We start from the raw sequence: 2,528 nt of genomic DNA on the forward strand, positions 1-2,528 counted from the left end.
GCCGCGAGGGCCAGCAGCAGGACGAGACCCGCGGCCATGGCGACGACCAGCGTCAGCGATACGGCGCCCGAGGCGACCGATCCTCCCGCGGGGGCCGTCCCGTCGGCGCCGGTCGGGGCCCTGGTGGCCAGGAAGGCGAAGCGGCTCTCCGGCAGCAGGGCGATGCCGGTCCCGAGCGCCAGCAGGGCGAAGCCGAGCCAGATCCAGTTGACGAGCGGGTTGACCGTCACCTGGAAGCTGGCCGACTGATCGGCCATGTCGTATGCGGCCAGGACGACGTACACGTCCTCGGCCAGCGTGCGGCGCATCGCCACCTCGGTGGTCGGCTCGGCCTCGTGCTTGCGGTAGAACCAGCGGCCGGGGTAGAGATTGCCGACCTCGCGGCCGTCCTCGAACACGGTGACGTGCGCGGTGTGCATCTCCTTGCGCCCGTCGTCGGTGATGCTCAGCCGATCCAGCTGCACCGCGAAGCGGCCCACCTCGACGTCCTCGCCCGGCGTCAGCAGGACCTGCTCCGTCTGCCGGTAGCCGGCTCCGGCGAAGCCGAGCATCATCAGCACGATGCCGAGATGGACGACGTATCCGCCGTAGCGCCGCCGCGACCGCATGACGAGGCCGATCATCGCGGTGGCGAGATCGGTGCCGGTGACGCCGCGGCGAACGACCGCCCCGCGCACGAACTCCTGCCCCACGGTGCCGACCACGAAGGCGCAGAGCGCGAAGCAGAGGCCCGACACCCAGACGCGGAACCCCAGCGCGTAGAGGATGGCGGCCGTGCCGACGGCCAGCGAGGCGGGCCAGAGGAACTGGTCCCGCAGGTTGACGAGCGTGGACTTCCGCCAGGCCAGCAGCGGGCCGATCCCCGTCAGCAGCAGCAGGGCGAGGCCGATCGGGATCATCCACTTGTTGAAGAACGGCGGCCCGACGGTGATCCGCTGCCCGGTCACGGCCTCGCTGAGCGTCGGGAACATCGTCGCGAACAGGATGAAGAACGCCGAGAAGAGCAGGATCCAGTTGTTGACCAGGAAGGCCGCCTCGCGCGACGCCCACGATTCGAGCTCGTTGCGCGCGCGCAGCAGCGGCAGCCGGTAGATCACGAGTCCGAAGCTGACCGCGACGACGGCGGCGATGAAGATGCCGAACATCATCGCCAGCTCGGGATCCTCGCCGAAGGCGTGGACCGACTGCACGATACCGGTGCGGGTCATCGCGGTGGCGAACAGGGTGAGCACGAAGGCGAGGATGATCAGCGAGATGTTCCAGACGCGGAGCATGCTGCGCCGCTCCTGCACCATGACGGAGTGCAGGAACGCGGTCGCCGGGAACCACGGCAGCGCGCCGGCGTTCTCGACCGGGTCCCAGCCCCACCAGCCGCCCCAGCCGAGTTCCTCGTAGGCCCAGATCATCCCCAGGGTCAGGCCGAGCGAGAGGAAGAACCAGGAGAACATCGTCCAGCGGCGCACCGCCCGCAGCCACGAGTCGTCGAGGTAGCCGGTGATGAGGGCCGCCATCCCGAAGGCGAACGGGATCGTCATCGCCACCAGCCCCGTGTAGAGCGAGGGCGGGTGGATGACCATGTAGGGGTTCTGGAGCAGCGGGTTGAGGCCGCGGCCGTCCGCCGGCGCCTCCAGCAGGTAGGTGGCGAACGGGTTCTTGTTCACCACCATGATGAACAGGAAGAACATCTGGACCACGGAGACGGTCGCCACGACGTACGGCACCAGCTCCCGGTGCCGCTCGCGGTTGCTCCGGACCGCAATCGCCCCGAACACCGAGAGCAGGAACACCCAGAACATGATCGACCCGTCCAGGCCGCCCCAGTACGACGTCAGCTTGTAGAAGAGCGGCTGGACGGAATCGGAGTACCGATCGACGTAGCGGATGCTGTAGTCGTGCGTGACGAAGGCGCGCACCATGACGGCCGACGCCAGCGTCATCAGCGCGGTGACGAGATAGAAGGCGCCGATGCCGCTCTCGACGAGCCGCGTCTCCCGCCGGCGGGCTCCCGCCACGCACGCGGCCGCCGCGTAGGCGCAGGCGACGAAGGCCGCCAGCAGCGTGTAGGTTCCTAGTGTGGCCATACGCCTTGCCCGGCCGCGACGGAGGGTGCGGCCCTGCTGGTCGAGGTCAGTGGAGGCGATGCGCGGCGCGGCGCATCAGTTGTCGGCGCGGTCCGTGGCCGAGACGTACTCGCCGGAGCGTGCGCTGTCGCCGACCGACGGCTGCTCCTCGTACTTGGAGGGGCACTTCGCCATGATGCCGTCCCGGTCGACGTAGAAGACGTCGCCGTCAAGCCGGCCGGTCGCCACCACCTCGGCGTGGTTGTCGAACGTGTCCGGAACGATGCCGTTGTAGACCGCCTGGATGGAATGGACGCGGTTCTCGACGCTGTCCGTAATCTCGAAGCGCCAGTCCAGGCTGCGGGGATGCCGCAGGACGTTGGCCGCGTAGCCGTGCACCTGGAGCGCCTTGCCGTCCCACGCCTCCGGATCGGCCACAACCTCCTCGACCTCCATGTAGAACTGCGT

Annotated in this window: 2 protein-coding genes; both read right to left on the reverse strand. The window is 68.9% G+C overall.

Annotation, left to right across the window (positions count from 1 at the left end):
• Positions 1–2,081 (reverse strand): cytochrome c biogenesis protein CcsA (gene ccsA / locus OXG55_11560; GenBank protein ID MCY4103873.1); only part of this gene is annotated, 2,081 nt, incomplete at its 3' end.
• 75 nt (positions 2,082–2,156) lie between these two features.
• Positions 2,157–2,528 (reverse strand): cytochrome c maturation protein CcmE (locus OXG55_11565; GenBank protein ID MCY4103874.1); only part of this gene is annotated, 372 nt, incomplete at its 5' end.

The sequence above is a fragment of the bacterium genome, assembly GCA_026708055.1.
In the GTDB taxonomy this organism is placed as follows: domain Bacteria; phylum Actinomycetota; class Acidimicrobiia; order Acidimicrobiales; family CATQHL01; genus VXNF01.